The organism is Pseudomonas sp. RAC1, assembly GCF_030658255.1.
Classification (GTDB): Bacteria; Pseudomonadota; Gammaproteobacteria; order Pseudomonadales; family Pseudomonadaceae; genus Aquipseudomonas; species Aquipseudomonas boreofloridensis.
In genome coordinates this window covers 178,849-194,795 of the sequence record NZ_JAUTXS020000022.1, presented here as the reverse complement: position 1 = coordinate 194,795, position 15,947 = coordinate 178,849, and the positions used below count along the sequence as shown (strand labels likewise).

Annotated in this window: 13 protein-coding genes; 4 read left to right on the top strand and 9 right to left on the bottom strand. The window is 66.7% G+C overall.

The window, feature by feature from the left end:
- Positions 1-5: 5 nt before the first annotated feature.
- The 4 genes from ggt to Q7C30_RS05800 all read right to left on the bottom strand — a co-directional run bounded on the left by ggt (position 6) and on the right by Q7C30_RS05800 (position 4,116).
- Complete coding sequence (gene ggt, locus Q7C30_RS05815) at positions 6-1,700, bottom strand: gamma-glutamyltransferase (protein ID WP_317870969.1); 1,695 nt, start codon at positions 1,698-1,700, stop codon at positions 6-8.
- Positions 1,700-1,951, bottom strand: coding sequence for a YfhL family 4Fe-4S dicluster ferredoxin (locus Q7C30_RS05810; RefSeq protein WP_039582535.1), 252 nt, complete (start codon positions 1,949-1,951; stop codon positions 1,700-1,702). Before Q7C30_RS05810 ends, ggt begins: the two co-directional genes overlap by 1 nt.
- A gap of 125 nt (positions 1,952-2,076) precedes the next feature.
- Positions 2,077-2,556: a pantetheine-phosphate adenylyltransferase gene (gene coaD / locus Q7C30_RS05805; RefSeq protein WP_317870968.1), complete on the bottom strand. Its 480-nt coding sequence runs from the start codon at positions 2,554-2,556 to the stop codon at positions 2,077-2,079.
- A 129-nt stretch (positions 2,557-2,685) separates the two neighbouring features.
- Positions 2,686-4,116, bottom strand: coding sequence for a coniferyl aldehyde dehydrogenase (locus Q7C30_RS05800; RefSeq protein ID WP_317870967.1), 1,431 nt, complete (start codon positions 4,114-4,116; stop codon positions 2,686-2,688).
- 158 nt (positions 4,117-4,274) lie between these two features.
- Here Q7C30_RS05800 and Q7C30_RS05795 point away from each other — a divergent pair, with 158 nt between their 5' ends.
- Entirely contained in the window at positions 4,275-5,129 is an 855-nt protein-coding gene (locus tag Q7C30_RS05795) for a sulfurtransferase (protein ID WP_317870966.1), read from the top strand.
- 12 nt (positions 5,130-5,141) lie between these two features.
- Here the strand turns inward: Q7C30_RS05795 and Q7C30_RS05790 are convergent, their stop codons facing one another.
- The 5 genes from Q7C30_RS05790 to Q7C30_RS05770 form a co-directional block, all read right to left on the bottom strand.
- Complete coding sequence (locus tag Q7C30_RS05790; protein WP_317870965.1) at positions 5,142-6,134, bottom strand: hydrolase; 993 nt, start codon at positions 6,132-6,134, stop codon at positions 5,142-5,144.
- A 60-nt stretch (positions 6,135-6,194) separates the two neighbouring features.
- Complete coding sequence (locus Q7C30_RS05785; RefSeq protein WP_317870964.1) at positions 6,195-8,915, bottom strand: pitrilysin family protein; 2,721 nt, start codon at positions 8,913-8,915, stop codon at positions 6,195-6,197.
- Between the two features lie 69 nt (positions 8,916-8,984).
- Positions 8,985-9,602, bottom strand: a complete 618-nt coding sequence (rsmD, locus tag Q7C30_RS05780; RefSeq protein ID WP_317870963.1) for a 16S rRNA (guanine(966)-N(2))-methyltransferase RsmD — start codon at positions 9,600-9,602, stop codon at positions 8,985-8,987.
- Positions 9,602-11,101 carry a pitrilysin family protein gene (locus tag Q7C30_RS05775; protein WP_304484860.1) on the bottom strand — a complete coding sequence of 500 codons (1,500 nt, stop codon included), beginning with the start codon at positions 11,099-11,101 and terminating at the stop codon, positions 9,602-9,604. Before Q7C30_RS05775 ends, rsmD begins: the two co-directional genes overlap by 1 nt.
- The gene (locus Q7C30_RS05770) at positions 11,094-12,449 is read right to left on the bottom strand and encodes a pitrilysin family protein (protein WP_317870962.1); all 1,356 of its coding nucleotides are present in this window, start codon (positions 12,447-12,449) and stop codon (positions 11,094-11,096) included. The genes Q7C30_RS05775 and Q7C30_RS05770 overlap by 8 nt, the downstream gene beginning before the upstream one ends.
- 230 nt (positions 12,450-12,679) lie before the next feature.
- Here Q7C30_RS05770 and ftsY point away from each other — a divergent pair, with 230 nt between their 5' ends.
- From ftsY to ftsX, 3 genes are read left to right on the top strand one after another with little or no spacing between them, the layout of a single operon-like run.
- Complete coding sequence (gene ftsY, locus Q7C30_RS05765) at positions 12,680-14,170, top strand: signal recognition particle-docking protein FtsY (RefSeq protein WP_317870961.1); 1,491 nt, start codon at positions 12,680-12,682, stop codon at positions 14,168-14,170.
- Positions 14,167-14,838 carry a cell division ATP-binding protein FtsE gene (gene ftsE, locus Q7C30_RS05760; RefSeq protein ID WP_029612380.1) on the top strand — a complete coding sequence of 224 codons (672 nt, stop codon included), beginning with the start codon at positions 14,167-14,169 and terminating at the stop codon, positions 14,836-14,838. The genes ftsY and ftsE overlap by 4 nt, the downstream gene beginning before the upstream one ends.
- Positions 14,835-15,860 (top strand): permease-like cell division protein FtsX, encoded by a 1,026-nt coding sequence (ftsX, locus tag Q7C30_RS05755; protein WP_317870960.1) that lies wholly within the window; start codon positions 14,835-14,837, stop codon positions 15,858-15,860. Before ftsE ends, ftsX begins: the two co-directional genes overlap by 4 nt.
- Positions 15,861-15,947 lie beyond the last annotated feature (87 nt).

Sequence of the window (15,947 nt, the reverse complement as noted above, 5' to 3'; positions counted from 1 at the left end):
GCCGCTCACTCCCGGACAGCCTCCAGCACCGTGGCCTGACCTTCCCCGCGTGGATCGCTGGCCGCTTCCAGCGTGCCCGCGCGCTTGTTCCAATACACCACCTGCTGGTTGCCGTAGCTGCGCTGCAGATCCTTGAGCGTGTAACCACGCGCCCGCAGCGCGGCCTTTTGTGCGTCGTCGAAGGTGTCGGGCTCGTGCTCGATCACATCCGGCAGGTACTGATGGTGGTAGCGGGGCGTGGCGGGCCAGTCGCTCACCGGTCGTCCTTCCAGGAAACCCAGCATCGACAGCAGCACCATGCTCGGAATCCGGCTGCCGCCCGGTGTGCCGAAACTGGCGAGCTGTGACGGACTTTCCAGGAAGCTGGGGGTCATGCTCGACAATGGACGCTTGCCCGCGGCCACGGCATTGGCCTGGCTGCCGGCCAGTCCGTAGCTGTTGCTGCCGCTGGGGTCGGCGGCGAAATCGTCCATCTCGTTGTTCAGCACCACGCCGCTGCCGGGCACAGTGAAGGCGGCGCCGAACGGCAGGTTGACCGACAGCGTGGCCGACACGGCATTGCCAGCGGCATCGATCACGGTGAAGTGAGTGGTGTGGTCGCCTTCGCGCCAGGCCGGTGCCGGCGGCAGCGCACTGCTGGGGGTCGCCTGGTGCACATCGATGCTGTCGGCCAGCGAGGTCAGGTACGAACGCGCCAGCAGGCGGTCGATGGGGTTGGCGACGTAGTCTGGATCGCCCAGCAGACCCCGGTCGCGATAGGCGCGGCGCAGCACCTCGACCACGTAGTGGCTGCGTTGCACCGGCTCGGCGCTCTGCCAGGGCAGGCGCTGGAGCATCGCCAGGCTTTGCGCCAGCGCCACGCCACCCGCCGACGGCGGTGGGCTGCTGATCAGTTCGCGCTGATCGGCCAGGCTGTAACGCAGCGGCTGGCGCCAGGCCGTGCGGTAATCAGCGAGGTCGTCGAGCGTCCACAGCCCGCCGGCCTGGCGGACACCTGCCACCAGTCGCCGCGCGACCGCTCCGCCATAGAAGCCATCGCGGTCGTGGTCGGCCAGCGCCTGCAGGGTGGCAGCGAGTTCGGGCTGGCGGATACGGGTGCCGAGAGCGGGCACCTGCTGGTCGCGCAAGAACAGGCGGGTGCTTTCGGCGTCGGCGCGCAGCGCGTCAAGGCGCATGCTGGCGCGGTCGCGGTAGATGCGGTCGACGGTAAAGCCTTGGTTGGCCAGGCGGATGGCCGGGGCCAGGCTGTCTTTGAGCGGGAGTTTGCCGTGGGTGGCGGCGAGGTCGGCGAGGGCTTGGGGCAAGCCGGGAATGGCGGCGGCCAAGGGGCCATTGACGGACAGCCCGGCACGGACCTTGCCATTTTCCAGGTACATGTCCGGCGAAGCCGCACCAGGCGCGCGTTCGCGGGCATCGAGAAAGGCGTAGCGCGTTGGCTCGCCCTGTTCGCGCAGCAGGAAGAACCCGCCGCCGCCCAGCCCCGAACCGTATGGCTCGACCACGGCCAGTGCGGCGCTGATGGCGATGGCGGCGTCGAAGGCGTTGCCGCCCTGCGCCAGCACCTGTCGCGCGGCGGCCGTGGCGTCGGCGTGCGGGCTGGCGATGGCGGCCCGACCTGGGCCGTCGGCGAGCGCGGCGCTGGCCAGCAGCGCCAGGGCGGCGCCGAGCAGCGCCTGGCGAATCGCGCCGAGCACGGTCATCAGGCCTTGCCGGTGATCCGGCGGTACTTGGCCATCAGCTCGTCTTCGGTTTCCGGGTGCGCGTCATCCAGGGGGATGCAGTCGACCGGGCAGACCTGCTGGCACTGCGGCTCGTCGTAATGGCCCACGCACTGGGTGCACAGGTTCGGATCGATCACGTAGATCTCCTCGCCCTGGGAGATGGCGGCGTTCGGGCACTCGGGTTCGCAGACGTCGCAATTGATGCAATCGTCGGTGATGATCAGGGACATTGGGACTCCGGCCAGGGCTTGCCGCCCAGGCATGTATCAAGGCAATGCGCGCAATTGTGCCGCATTACTGCGCGCAGTGCACGCAGGCGCGGTGTCGCGCCCACGCGGCGTTCCGGCGAGCATGACTACTTCTTGAAGCGTTCGGTCAGTGCGTCGGCCACGGAGGGGTGGACGAACTTGCTGATATCGCCGCCCAGCGCGGCGATCTCCCGCACCAGGGTCGAGGAAATGAACGAATAGCGTTCCGACGGTGTGAGGAACAGGCTCTCCACGTCCGGCGCCAACTGGCGATTCATGTTCGCCAACTGGAATTCGTATTCGAAATCGGACACCGCACGCAGCCCGCGCAGAAACACATTGGCGCCCTGCTCCTTGGCGAATTGCGCCAGCAGGGTGGAGAAGCCGATGACCTCGACATTGGGCAGGTGCTTGGTGACCTCACGAGCCAGCGCCACCCGTTGTTCCAGCGGGAACAGCGGATTCTTCTTGGGGCTGGCTGCCACCGCGATGACCACTTGGTCGAACAGGCGGGACGCACGCTCGACCAGGTCGCCATGGCCTTTGGTGATGGGGTCGAAAGTACCCGGGTACAACACTCGGTTCATCGCGTCATCCTGGCTGGAGTGCGTTGGGGAGTCGGATGGTAGCGCAGCGACTGCTGCCGGGCCAAGTCATGTGACCGGCTGATGGCACTATAGACAGTGCGTCTATTGGCTGTCATGCCCGCGCTGCCATCAGCGGATGAACAGGCGCTGCACCAGGCGCTGCAGCGCCGTGCCGTAGGGCGGGTAGATCAGCCTGGCCAGGTTGACGCGCTGCTTGACCAGCACGGCCTTGGCCTTGCTGAAGGTCTGGAAACCCGCCTGGCCATGGTAATGACCCATCCCGGAGGGGCCGATCCCGCCGAACGGCAAGTCATCCTGGGCAACGTGGAGCAGGGTGTCGTTCAGGCAGACGCCACCGGAGTGGCTGTGCGCCAGCACGCGAGCCTGTTGGCGGCGATCGTAGCCGAAGTAGTACAGGGCCAGTGGGCGAGGGCGCTGGGCGATGTAGGCCAGGGCGTCGTCCAGATCGTCGTAGGGCACCAGCGGCAGCAGCGGGCCGAAGATCTCCTGTTGCATCACCTGCATGTCATCGCTCACCTGCAGCAGCAGGTGCGGTGGCAGTCGCCGGCCCTGGCGCGCTTCCTGCGGATACAGGTCGAGCACCTGGGCGCCTTTGTCGCGGGCGTCCTGCAGCAGGTGTTCGAGGCGCTGCAACTGGCGCGGGTTGATGATGGCGCTGTAGTCGGGGTTGCCGGCGATGCGCGGGTACAGCCGGGTCACGGCCGCCCGATAGGCCTGGGCAAACGCGTCCAACTGCTGGCGTGGGACCAGCACGTAGTCTGGGGCCACGCAGGTCTGCCCGGCATTGAGCGTCTTGCCGAAGGCGATGCGTTCGGCGGCCATGGTCAACGGCACGTCGGGCGCGACAATGGCGGGCGACTTGCCGCCCAGCTCCAGGGTCACCGGTGTGAGGTTGGCCGCTGCGGCCTGCATGACCTGGCGGCCGATGGCCGTGGCGCCGGTGAACAACAGGTGATCGAACGGCAACCGGGCGAAGGCCTGGGCGACATCGACCTCACCCAGCACCACGCCGACCAGGTCGCTGGGGAACACCTGTTCGAGCAGGTGCTTGAGCAGCGCAGCGGTCTGCGGCGTGGCCTCGCTGAGCTTGAGCATGACGCGGTTGCCCGCCGCCAGCGCATCGGTGAGCGGACCGATGCTCAGGAACAGCGGGTAATTCCAGGGAACGATGATGCCGACCACGCCCAACGGCTGCCACAGCACGTGGGCGCGGGCCGGTTGAAACGCCAGGCCCACCTTGCGCCGCCGGGGTTTCATCCACCGTCGCACGCGGCGTTCGGCATGCCGCAGCCCGTGCACGGTAGGCAGCAGTTCAGCGAACAGGGTTTCATCGGCGCTGCGTCCACCGAAGTCGGCGTCGATGGCGTCGATCAAACGCTCGCGATTAGCCAGCAGGGTTTCGCGCAGGTACCTCAGCCATTGCCTGCGCTGATCGGCGGGTGGCATCGGGTGGGCGGCAAACGCGCGGCGCTGAGCGTCGAACAAGCGTTGCAGGGCGAGGTCGGATGATTCAACGGGCGGGGGATTGGACGAACTCACGGCAGCTCCGTGCAAGGTGGGCATCTGGCCAGCTTATACTCCCTTCGCTTCGGTCCGTGAACCTGTCGCTGGCTGCCACGCGAACAGGTCCATAGCCGCTTCAATCAGGCCCTGGCGCATGCCTGCCGGGCCGTTCGTGCCATCGATAGGAGACTGTCATGCCGCTTGCGCAACTGATCACCCCGCCGCAATTGGCCGAGCGCCTGGGTTCGCCAGGACTGGTGATTCTCGACTGCCGTTTCGCCCTCGAAGACCCTGACTACGGCCAGCGCAGCTATGCCGAGGGGCATATCGAAGGGGCGCATTTCGCCGACCTGGAGCGCGACCTCAGCGGACCTGTGATCAAGGGTCGCAGTGGCCGACATCCACTGCCTGATCCGCAGCGGCTGGCCGAGCGCCTGCGCGCCTGGGGCGTGGACAACGACAGCCAGGTGGTGCTCTACGACGATGGTCCCGGCGCCTATGCCGCCCGCGCCTGGTGGCTGCTGGCCTGGCTGGGCAAACGTGACGCAGTGTTCCTCCTCGACGGTGGGCTCAAAGCCTGGCATGCCGCGCATTTGCCGCTGAGCCTGGACCCGCCGCCGCAGCGCGAGGGCAGTTTCGCCGGTGAGCCGGACCTTGCGCTGCTGATCGATGCCGAGCAGTTGGCCAAGCGCCTGGACGCGCCTGATTTGACCTTGATCGATGCGCGGGCGCTGCCGCGCTTTCGCGGGGAAGTCGAGCCGATCGACCCGGTGGCCGGACACATCCCTGGCGCACAGTGCGCCACGTTCACCGACAACCTGGGTGCTGACGGACGCTTCCTGCCTCCCGAGCAATTGCGCCAGCGCTTCGACCAGAAGCTCGCGGGCCGCGCACCGCAACAGTTGGTCGCGTATTGCGGTTCGGGCGTCACGGCTTGCCACAACCTGTTCGCCCTGGCGCTGGCGGGCTATCCGCTGGGTCGGCTGTACGCCGGCTCCTGGAGCGAGTGGATCAATGACGCCGACCACGCCATCGAGATCGGCGACTGAAAGAGGCCCCGCTTAACCCAACCCGCCCAACCACTGCGGAATCCGCCGTTCCAGGTAGTAGCCCGGAGCGCGCAGGCTGCCTTCGACGAAACCCACATGGCCGCCGTGCCGATGCAGTTCGAATTCGGTCTGCGGCGCCAATTCTTCTGATGTCGGCAGGCTGTGATCGAACACGAAGGGATCGTCCTGGGACTGGATGATCAGGGTCGGGGTGCGGTTCTCGCCCAGGTAGTAGCGGCTGGAGGCGCGGCGATAATAGTCGTGCGCGTCGTTGAAACCGTGCAGGGGCGCCGTTACCCGGCCATCGAAATCCCAGAAGGTGCGCAGGTTGCGCAGCGGCCCCAGGCCCTCGAGGGCCGCCAGCGCTTCAACGTGCCCCTGCGCCTGGAAATGGCGCTGCTTGACCTGCACGTAGCTCAGCATCTCGCGCATGAAATGCGCCTGATAGATCTTCGAGAAGCCCAGGCCGATGCGGTCGGCGCACTGGTCCAGGCGGAACGGTACCGAAACCGCCACTGCGCCCTGAAGTGCGCTGGCCGCGCCGGTTTCACCCAGGTACTTGAGCAGCACATTGCCGCCCAGCGAGTAACCCACGGCGTACAGCGACGCCAGCGGACGTCGGGCGCGCAGATGGCGGACGGTTTCGCCGAGGTCTTCGCTGGCGCCGGAGTGGTAGCTGCGCGCAAGCCGATTCGGTTCGCCCGAGCAGCCCCGCCAGTTCAGTGCGACGCTGGCCCAGCCTTGCGCCTCAAGTGCCTGTTGCAGGCCCTTCACGTAGGGCGAGTCGGACGAGCCGGTCAGGCCGTGCAGCACCAGCACCAGCGGCGTCTCGGTCTGGTCAGGGCCGTACCAGTCCAGGTCGAGAAAGTCGCCATCCTCCAGCCACAACCGCTCTCGGGCGCGCCGCAGCGCAGGCAGTTTGCGCCACAGCGGTCCCCAAAGCGTTTGCAGGTGCGGGTTCGACAGGCCGCGGGCCGGACGAAAGAGGGCGGTGGGACTGGGCATGCTGGGCAACTCGTGATGGGCCTGCCTAGAGTGCCATGAAACAGCGCACCTGTACCGCGCTTAGTGGTCGGCGCCGACGAGCGCCGGCAATGGTTTCTGCGCCACGTTCGGACCGACGCTGACCACCACGCAGCGGTTTGGGTCGAAGGCCTGCCGGGCTGCCGCCTGAACCTGCGCCGCGCTGACCTGGGCCAGGCGCGCTGAATAACTGCTGCAATGGTCGGCCGGCAGCCCTTGGGCGTTGATCTCGGCGAGCAGTGTGGCCAGTTCCTCGTCGTCGGCGAAGGTGCGCAACTGTTTGCCGAGCAGTTGGCTGCGCGCCATGTGCAGTTCGACGGGATTCGGGCCTTGCTCGATGAAACAACGCAGCACCAGCCGGACCAGTTCCAGCGAGGCGTCGAGGTACTGAGGCTGGATGTCCCACGACACGATCAACACGCTCGCCGCGCGATAGTGGTGCAGACGGCTATGGATCGCGTAGGTCAGCGCGCGGCGCTCGCGCAGTTCGCTGACCAGCCGCGACTGGAAGCTGCCCCCGATTATCTGGTTGGCCATCAGCAGCGCCGGGTAGTGTGGATCGTTCGGCAGCGTATCCACCGCGAAGGCGAGCTTGAGCGTGACGTTGTCCGTCGCGGTCTCGTTGCCGGGCTCTTCGATACGCAGCGTGCCCGGCTGGCCGGTGGCCTGCGCCTTGGCCACGGTCGGGAGGGGCTGTTCGGTTGCCGTGAGCGCTTGGCTCAGTGAGGCCAGCAAGGCGTGCGCCTGTTCGTGCGGCAGGTCTGCGACCAGGGTGATCTCCAGGTTCGCAGCGTTGTAGGCGCGCTGGTGGAAGTCGACGATCTGCTGGCGATCGAGGGTGGCGAGACTGGCGACGGTGCCGTGGTGATCTTGGGTGTAGGGGTGCGCGGCATATAGCAAGCGCAGCGTTTCGACGTTGAGCCGGTTTTGCGCTTTGGCTTCGCGGCGGCGCACATAGTTGAGCACGCGCGTGCGCATCCGTTCGAGGGCCGTGGGCTCGAAGCTCGGGCGTGCGCACACGGCCGTCAGCAGCGCCAGGGCGTCGCTGCGCAGCCCCGCGTGGGCCGGGCAACGCAGGCGCAGGATGGCGTCGTCAGGAGTGACGTTGCGGCTGAAGGTGGCACCCAGGGCCTTGAATCGCTCGGCGATCTGCGCGGCATCCCATTGCCCGCCGCCTTGGTCGAGCATGTACAGCGTCAGTGCCGCCAGGCCCGGGGTATCGCCGTCATGACACGCGCCGGCCTTGAAGCGCAGTTGCAGATCGAACATCGGCGCGCCCGCGCTGGCGACGAAGCACACCTTGCTGCCCTGCGCCGTGTGCCACTGCTGCAGCGGTCGTTGCGTACCGTCCAACGCGATCTCCGGCAGACCCTGCGCCGACATCAGCGCGGACATGTCCACGGCGGCGATGCCGGGCGACAGATCGGCGCAGGTCAGCACGGGGTGTTCATCGATGACCGGCGTGACGGCGCACAGGTGGGTGACGGTCGATCGCTCGCGAGTCAGGTAAGTGTCGATAGCGTGCTGGATGTCTTGCTCGGTGATCGAGGCCAATGTGCGCAGGTGTTGTTGGCGCAGGGCGGGCGCGGTGCCGCCGATCACGCTCCAGCCGATGGCATCGGCCTGGCCGGTGAGGCTGGCCTGGGCGGCGGCATGCTGTGCCAGCAAGTGGAATTTGGCGTTCTCGATGTGCTGGGCGCTCACAGGCGCTGTCCGAAGCCCATCGATTACGTCCCACACAGCTTGCTCGGCGGCGGCCGGGGTATGCCCGGGGGCGACGTAACCGGCGAAGTTGAGCAAGGTGTCGCCACGCACCTGATAGTCGTACGAAGGGTCGATGCCGGTCATCACCTGCTGTCCGCGCACCAGTTGGCTGTGCAGCAGCGACGAAGCGCCTCTGCCCAGCAGTTCGGCGACGACTCTCAACGCATGTACGCTGCGCGGTTCATCGCAGGTTGCCAGGCTCGGAACATTGAAGGCCATGAGCAAGCCGTCGCGCAGGCCGGGCAGGGTCACCGACTGACTGCGCGCGTGCAGGGGCGTTGCGTGACGAGGGACTTCCGGAGGCGGCAGCGGTACGGCCTCGTGAGCGGCAAAATGCCGTTCCACCAGACGCTGGAGAGCGTCGGCCTCGACGTCTCCGACCACCACCAGCGTGGCGTTGTTCGGCGCGTAACGATTCCGGTACCAGGTCCGTAGCGCGCTCAGGCTCATGTCCTCCAGATCCCGTGCTTGACCATAGTGGGGTGTGCCATAGGGGCTGGTGCCGTGGGCCAGGGCATGGTGGCGCTCTATGGCCTGTTGCACAGGACTGTTGTCGATTTTCAGGCGACGCTCGTCACGCACGGCGGTCCGGGCTTTCTCGAAGGCCTGTTCACTCAGGCGGGCATTGACCATGGTATCTGCCAGGATCTCCAGCGCCACTTCCAGTCGCGAGGCTGGCAGGACCATGGTGTAGACGGTGGCGTCTTGCAGGGTCTGGGCGTTGTTGTTGCCGCCCAGCCACTCGATGACGCGCAGGTACTGACCGGTGGCGAGTTTTTCGCTGCCCTCGAAAATCATGTGCTCCAGTACATGGGACAGATTGGTATGGCCCGGCGCCTCGTGACTGGAGCCCACATGGTAGTAGAGGTGCACGCACACCAAGGGGCTGCGTCGATCGTGCTGGAAGTGGACAGCGAGGCCGTTGGGCAAGGTGAAGTGCTGGTGAGGCGAGTGGGGCGCGGTGATCACGTCTTCGAGTGCGAGGGGGGATGCTTGCATGGGGGCGCTGCTCCGAGTGAGTTCACGAGCGGAGCAGCTTCGATCACGGCAGGTATCGGCAGGTATTACCTATGTCTGGCTGTCCTGGCGCACTTCGCCGCGCTGCCACAAGGCGTAATGCACCTGGCCGGTTTTCTTTTCCCGGTGCAAGCGCCAGTTGCCCGGCATCGGCAGGCTCGACGGCGCGGCCTCGCTCTCGGTGTAGATCCACGCCTGGTCGCGCAGCCACTGCTGGCTTTCCAGCAGATTGCACACCTCGGCCAGCAGGTCTTTGTGAAAGGGCGGGTCGAGGAACACCAGGTCGAAGGGTTGCTTGGCCGGCCCGCCGAGGTAGCGCAAGGCGTCGGTTTGCATGATCTGCCCGCGCGGGCAGCGCAGCAACTCCAGGTTGTGCTTGAGGTTGGCGATGGCTGCCGGATTGCTGTCCAGCGCCACCGCATCGGCCGCGCCGCGCGACAGCGCCTCGAGCACCAGCGCGCCGCTGCCGGTGAAGGCATCCAGCACATGGGCGCCTTCGATGTAGGGCGCCAGCCAGTTGAACAGGGTTTCGCGCACGCGATCGGGCGTCGGGCGCAGGCCTTCGCCTTCGGGCACGGCCAGGCGACGGCTGCGCCATTCGCCCGCGATGATGCGCAACTGGCCAGCCCCTTTGCTGTGGGGCTGGGCGGGGGAGGAAGGTCTGGCCATCAGTGCTCCGGTACGCCGAGTGGCTGCTCGGACGGTGTGTCTGTCGGTGGCGGCAGGGGCTTTTGCGGCACGCTCGGGCCGGCGGTGACGATCACCAGCTTGTCCGCCGCCAGGTGCTTGTTCAGCGCCGCCTTGACTTGCTCGACCGTCAGCGCCTGGGACTGCTGCATGAAGTCTTCGAGCCAGGTCAGCGGCAGATTGTAGAAGCCAATGGCGCCGAGTTGCCCGACGATGCTCGCGTTGCTGGCGTTGGACAGCGGGAAGCTGCCGGCCAGCTCGCGCTTGGCGTCGTCCAGTTCCTGCTGGGTCGGGCCGTTCTTCAGGTAGTCGGCCAGGATGTCACGCACCAGTTGCAGGGTGCCTTCGCTGAGTTCGGCACGGGTCTGCAGGTTGATCATGAACGGTCCGCGCACCTGCATCGGGGTGAAGGTGGAGTACACGCCGTAGGTGAGGCCGCGTTTCTCGCGCACTTCGCTCATCAGCCGGGTGCCGAAGGCGCCGCCGCCGAGGATCTGGTTGCCCAGGGACAGCGCAGGCCAGTCCGGGTCCTGGCGGGTGATGCCCAGTTCGGCGAGCATCAGGTGGGTCTGCTTGGACGGGAAGTCGATGTGGGTAGCGCCGGGCTTGGGTTCGGTCGGCTCGGCGGGACTGGCCAGTGCCGGGCCCTTGGGCAGGGCGGCGGACACCTGGGCGGCGATGGCTTCGGCGTCGCTGCGGCTGAGGTCGCCCACCAGCGCGATCACCGCGTTCCCGGCTGCATAGGCCTTGGCGTGGAACGCGCGCAACTGCGCCTGGGTGATGCCGGGGATGCTCTGCGCGGTGCCATCGCTGGGGTGGGCATAAGGATGGCTGCCGTAGAGGTTGGCGAACAGCGTCTGGCCAGCCAGCTTGCCGGGGTTCTGCTTGTCGTACTCGAAGCCTGCCAGCAACTGGTTCTTGATGCGCTTGAGGGCGTCCTGCGGGAAGCTGGGCTTACCGACCACGTCGGCGAACAGCTTGAGCGCCGGTTCGCGTTTGTCGGCGGCGCTGAGGCTGCGCAGCGAAGCCACGGCCATGTCGCGATAGGAGCCGTTGCCGAAGTCGGCGCCCAGGCCTTCGAAGCCCTGGGCGATGGCAGTGACGTCCTTGCCGGCCACGCCCTCGTTGAGCATGGCGTTGGTCAGGGTGGCCAGGCCCGGCACCGGGCCGTCCTGGCTGCTGCCGGCCGCGAAGGTCACGCGCAGGTCGAACATCGGCAGTTCGCGGGCTTCGACGAACAGCACGCGGGCGCCTTCGGCCGTGGTCCAGTGCTGGATGTTCAGTTGACGCCGACTGGGCGCCTTGCCGTCGAGCTCGGCCAGCGACTGCAGGGTATTGGCCGGGCGCGCGCTGGAGCGGTCGATGGTGCCGGTGGCCTCGTCGGCCTGCGCGGGGCCGACGAGCAACAACGCCAGGGTGAGCGCCGAGGCGAACGCACCACGGCCGGGACGCAGAGCGCGGGGGGCGCGACGATCAGTCATGGGCGGACTCCTCGGGCAGAACATGGGCAACGCTCAGGCGTTCGCGGGTGAAGTAGGTGCGTGCGGCTTCCTGGATGTCCTGCGGGGTGACGCGCTTGAGGTCGTCCAGTTCGCTGTCGATCAGCTTCCACGACAGGCCCACGGTTTCCAGTTGACCAATGGTGGTGGCCTGGCTGCTGATCGAGTCGCGGTCATAAACCAGTCCGGCGATGACCTGGGCGCGCACGCGCTCGAGCTCTTCGGCGGTCGGCGGGGTGCGCTTGAGTTCGTCGAGCAACTGCCAGACGCCCTTTTCCACATCGGCGAGCGTCTTGTGCTTCTGTACGTTCGGCGTTGCCGAAATCAGGAACAGGCTGTCACCACGGGTGAAGGCGTTGTAGCTGCTGGAGGCACCGGCCACCAGTTCCTGGCCGCGTTCCAGGCGTGCCGGCATGCGCGCGCTGTAGCCGCCGTCGAGCAGGGCCGAGATCAGCCGCAGGGCTTGGGCGCTGCGGGTGTCCTTGGCGGTGGCCAGGCCCGGCACGTTGAAGCCGTAGATCAGGCTGGGCAACTGGGTACGCACATGCAGGGTGAGCTGGCGCTGACCGGGCTCGGCGAGCTCCAGCGGCAGCTTGGCCGGTGGCACGCTGCGCTTGGGGATGGCCGCGAAGTACTTGTTGGCCAGGCCCTTGACCTCATCGACGGTGACATCGCCGACCACCACCAGGGTGGCATTGTTCGGCGCGTACCAGGATTCGTACCAGTGCCGCAGTTCCTCGACTTTCATCCGCTCCAGGTCGGCCATCCAGCCGATGGTCGGGGTGTGATAGCCGCTGGCGGGGAAGGCCATGGCGCGGAACAGCTCGAAGGCTTTGGCGTTGGGCTGGTCGTCGGTGCGCAGCCGGCGCTCTTCCTTGATCACTTCGATTTCGCGGCTGAACTCGTCGGCCGGCAGGCGCAGGCTGGCCAGGCGGTCGGCTTCCAGTTCCAGGGCCACCGGCAGGCGGTCGCGGGCCAGCACCTGGTAGTAGGCGGTGTAGTCGTCGCTGGTGAAGGCGTTTTCCTCGGCGCCCAGGTCGCGCAGGATGCGCGAGGCTTCACCGGGGCCGATCTTGGCGCTGCCCTTGAACATCATGTGCTCCAGGGCGTGGGACAGGCCGGTCTGGCCCGGCGTCTCGTAGCTGGAGCCGACTTTGTACCAGATCTGCGAAACCACGACGGGCGCGCGGTGATCTTCGCGCACCACGACCTTCAGGCCGTTGTCGAGGATGAATTCGTGGGTGGATTGCGTATCGGCGGCCAGTGCCGCCAGGGGCAGGCAGAGCGTGCCGAGCAACAGGCCAGCGGCGCGGCGGGCGAGAGCATTCATACGATGGATAACCTGTACGGCGGCCTGCGGGACTTAGCGTCGGCAGGCCAGGAGGTGCTAGGATACTGATCCGGTTGCCTGGCGACCATGCCTGTCGCCGTTCTGGCCCACAGGACACCAAGACAAAACGTTGCGCGTGAACCAGCCGCCTGCATGAGAGTCTGTTCTGCGTATAAAGCATTCCCGATGCCCAATGATGGTGCATCGCCACCCTGAGATAGCCGTCTTCCATGTTTGGTTCCAACGACGACAAGAAAGCGCCGGCCGAGGCCGGTGAAAAGAAAGGCCTGTTCGGCTGGTTTCGCAAGAAGCCGCAGCAACCTGTCGCCGAGCCGCCGCCAGTACCCGAGCAACCGGCTGCCGAACCGGTAACGCCCGCCGCAGCGGCCGAGCCTGCGCCGATTGAGGTCAGCGAACCGGTCGCCGACGAGCGGCCGCTGGCGCCGAGCGAGGCGCCTGTCCAGGCCGTCAGCCCAACGCCCGTGGTGGTGGTGCCAGTCGCCGAGGCCCCGGTGAGCAATCTGGTACTGCCGGTTGCCGAAGAGCCGGTGGCGCTGGTGCCCGATCTGGAACCGAGCGCGCCGCCGGTCATCCCCGAGCGTCCTGCTGCCATTGCCGAGCCGATCGCCGAGCCGGTGGTTCAGCCTCAGTCCGTCGAACCCGAGTTGGTCGTGGTTGCGCCCGTGGTGGTGGAGCCGGCGCCCGTGAGCGTGCCTGCCCCCGTCGAGGCCGTGCCCGTAGCCGAGCCGGAGCCGGTCGCTGCACCGGTCGCGGCCACCGAGCAGGTCAAGGTCGGTTTCTTCGCCCGGCTCAAGCAGGGCCTGTCCAAGACCAGCGCCAGCATTGGCGAAGGCATGGCCAGCCTGTTCCTCGGCAAGAAGGTCATCGACGACGACCTGCTCGACGAGATCGAGACACGCCTGCTGACCGCCGACGTCGGTGTCGAAGCCACTTCGCTGATCGTGCAGAACCTCACCCAGAAGGTCGCCCGCAAGCAGTTGGCCGACGCCGATGCGCTGTACAAGTCGCTGCAGGAAGAACTCGCCGCGCTGCTGCGCCCGGTCGAGCAACCCCTGAAGATCGACGCGCAGACCAAGCCCTATGTGATTCTGGTGGTGGGCGTCAACGGCGCCGGCAAGACCACCACCATCGGCAAGCTGGCCAAGAAGCTGCAACTCGAAGGCAAGAAGGTCATGCTCGCCGCCGGTGACACCTTCCGCGCCGCAGCGGTGGAGCAGTTGCAAGTCTGGGGCGAGCGCAACCAGATTCCGGTGATCGCCCAGCACACCGGCGCCGATTCGGCTTCGGTGATCTTCGACGCGGTACAGGCGGCCAAGGCCCGTGGCGTCGATGTGTTGATCGCCGACACGGCCGGTCGCCTGCATACCAAAGACAACCTGATGGAAGAGCTGAAGAAGGTCCGTCGGGTCATCGGCAAGCTCGACGCCGAGGCGCCGCACGAGGTGCTGCTGGTGCTCGATGCCGGAACCGGGCAGAACGCCATCAGCCAGGCCAAGTACTTCAACCAGAGCGTCGAACTGACTGGCCTGGCCCTGACCAAGCTGGATGGTACTGCCAAGGGCGGGGTGATCTTCGCCCTGGCCAAGCAGTTCAGCCTGCCGATCCGCTTCATCGGCGTCGGCGAAGGTATCGATGACCTGCGCACCTTCGAAGCCGAGCCTTTCGTCAAAGCCCTGTTTGCCGAGCGTGAGCACCCATGATCCGATTCGAGCAGGTCGCCAAGCGCTACCCCAATGGCCACGTCGGCCTGCATGAACTGAGTTTCCGGGCGCGCCGGGGCGAATTCCTGTTCGTCACCGGGCACTCGGGCGCCGGCAAGAGCACCTTGCTGCGCTTGTTGCTGGCCATGGAGCGCCCCACCAGCGGCAAGCTGCTGCTGGCCGGCCAGGACCTGGGCCAGATCAGCAACGCACAGATTCCGTTCCTGCGCCGCCAGATCGGCGTGGTGTTCCAGAATCACCAACTGCTCTTCGACCGTACCGTATTCAACAACATCGCCCTGCCGCTGCAGATTCTCGGCCTGTCCAAGGCCGAGATCGGCAAGCGCGTGGACTCGGCGCTGGAGCGGGTTTCGCTGTCGGACAAGGGCGAACTGTTCCCCGCCGACCTGTCCACTGGTCAGCAGCAGCGCGTCGGCATCGCCCGCGCCATCGTCCACCAGCCGGCCCTGCTGCTGGCGGACGAGCCCACCGGCAACCTCGACCCGCGCCTGGCGGCCGAGATCATGGGGGTGTTCGAAGACATCAACCGGTTGGGCACCACCGTGCTGATCGCCAGTCACGACCTGGCGCTGATCGCGCGCATGCGCCACCGCATGCTCACCCTGCAACGCGGACGACTGATCGGCGATGGGGAGGCCGGACAATGAGCGACACCCGTACACCCAAGGTCTCCGAGCGCGTCGCGCCCAAGGCGGCAGACCCCAGGTCCGACAAGAAGCGCGGTGGCCACGACGACGATGGCCCGGATTTCCGCACCCTGCTCAACGCCTGGCTGGAAAGCCACCGCGCCAGCTTGGCCGACAGCCTGCGTCGCCTGGGCAAGCAGCCGATCGGTAGCTTCTTCACCTGCCTGGTGATGGCGGTGGCGCTGAGCATGCCGATGGGACTGTCGCTGCTGTTGAAGAACGTCGAGAAACTGGGCGGCTCATGGCAGCGCGCGGCGCAGATTTCGCTGTACCTCAAGCTCGATGCCGGCACCCAGCAAGGCGAAGCGCTGCGCGACGAGATCAAGGCCATGCCGGGGGTGGCCGAGGCCACCTATGTCAGCCGCGAACAGGCGCTGCAGGAGTTCCAGCAGCAGTCGGGCCTGGGCGAGGCGCTGCGCGAGCTGCCGGAGAACCCGCTGCCCGGCGTGGTGGTGGTGACACCGACCGAAGTCGACAAGCCGGCGCTCGAAGCGCTGCGCCAGCGTCTGTCGGAGCTGCCGCGGGTTGAAGTGGCGCAGTTGGACCTGGTCTGGGTCGAGCGCCTGGCGGCGATCCTCAAACTGGGCGATCGCTTCGTCTTCGGCCTGGCGGTGATGCTGATTTCCGCACTGCTGCTGGTCATCGGCAACACCATTCGCCTGCACATCGAGAACCGCCGGGTGGAGATCGAGGTGATCAAGCTGGTGGGTGGCACCGACAGCTACGTGCGCCGACCCTTCCTGTACATGGGCGCCTTGTACGGCCTGGGCGCCGGCGTGCTGGCCTGGGGCATCCTCGCGTTTGGCCTGAACTGGCTGAACGATGCGGTGGTCGGGCTTTCCGACCTGTATGGCAGTGACTTCGCCCTGGGGGGCGTACCCGCTGCCGACGGTCTGTCACTCTTGATCGGGGCGGTGCTCTTGGGGTATATCGGTGCATGGATTGCGGTCGCTCGGCACCTGAACGAGCTCGCACCGCGATAATGCTTTCGTGCCAGCATTGACTTTTTTCATCCAGGAACTTGTCTGATGGTTCCGGGTCTATGTTGGCAGTGCCCACAAGGCACGAGT

Bases quoted from the DNA above. Each gene is read 5' to 3' on its own strand.
- Q7C30_RS05795 (WP_317870966.1), top strand. From the start codon at position 4,275: ATGCCGCTTGCGCAACTGATCACCCCGCCGCAATTGGCCGAGCGCCTG.
- ggt (WP_317870969.1), bottom strand. From the start codon at position 1,700: ATGACCGTGCTCGGCGCGATTCGCCAGGCGCTGCTCGGCGCCGCCCTG.
- Q7C30_RS05785 (WP_317870964.1), bottom strand. From the start codon at position 8,915: ATGCAAGCATCCCCCCTCGCACTCGAAGACGTGATCACCGCGCCCCAC.
- ftsY (WP_317870961.1), top strand. From the start codon at position 12,680: ATGTTTGGTTCCAACGACGACAAGAAAGCGCCGGCCGAGGCCGGTGAA.
- Q7C30_RS05770 (WP_317870962.1), bottom strand. From the start codon at position 12,449: ATGAATGCTCTCGCCCGCCGCGCCGCTGGCCTGTTGCTCGGCACGCTC.
- Q7C30_RS05790 (WP_317870965.1), bottom strand. From the start codon at position 6,134: ATGCCCAGTCCCACCGCCCTCTTTCGTCCGGCCCGCGGCCTGTCGAAC.
- ftsE (WP_029612380.1), top strand. From the start codon at position 14,167: ATGATCCGATTCGAGCAGGTCGCCAAGCGCTACCCCAATGGCCACGTC.
- Q7C30_RS05775 (WP_304484860.1), bottom strand. From the start codon at position 11,101: ATGACTGATCGTCGCGCCCCCCGCGCTCTGCGTCCCGGCCGTGGTGCG.
- rsmD (WP_317870963.1), bottom strand. From the start codon at position 9,602: ATGGCCAGACCTTCCTCCCCCGCCCAGCCCCACAGCAAAGGGGCTGGC.
- ftsX (WP_317870960.1), top strand. From the start codon at position 14,835: ATGAGCGACACCCGTACACCCAAGGTCTCCGAGCGCGTCGCGCCCAAG.
- Q7C30_RS05810 (WP_039582535.1), bottom strand. From the start codon at position 1,951: ATGTCCCTGATCATCACCGACGATTGCATCAATTGCGACGTCTGCGAA.
- coaD (WP_317870968.1), bottom strand. From the start codon at position 2,556: ATGAACCGAGTGTTGTACCCGGGTACTTTCGACCCCATCACCAAAGGC.